Source organism: Haemophilus sp. UMB1048, assembly GCF_030218125.1.
GTDB lineage: Bacteria > Pseudomonadota > Gammaproteobacteria > Enterobacterales > Pasteurellaceae > Haemophilus_D.
Map to the genome: position 1 here is coordinate 1 of NZ_JASOPB010000189.1, position 238 is coordinate 238.

Annotated in this window: 1 protein-coding gene; it reads left to right on the top strand. The window is 43.3% G+C overall.

What is annotated here, in order from left to right; all coding sequences use genetic code 11:
- Positions 1–57: 57 nt before the first annotated feature.
- A partial coding sequence (locus QP437_RS10410; RefSeq protein ID WP_285267789.1) for an NAD-dependent epimerase/dehydratase family protein occupies positions 58–238 on the top strand: 181 nt, incomplete at its 3' end.

The following is a 238-nucleotide window of genomic DNA, read 5'->3' on the forward strand; positions in this document are numbered from 1 at the left end:
TTTCACTTCTTTGATATGCTATCTTCCTCACAAACGATAAGCCGAATGGAGCGAATCATGAAAGTTCTGGTTACAGGTGGTAGCGGTTACATTGGAAGTCATACCTGTGTGCAATTACTGCAAAACGGTCATGATGTCATCATTCTTGATAACCTCTGTAACAGTAAGCGCAGCGTACTGCCTGTTATCGAGCGTTTAGGCGGAAAACCTCCAACGTTTGTTGAAGGCGATATTCGTA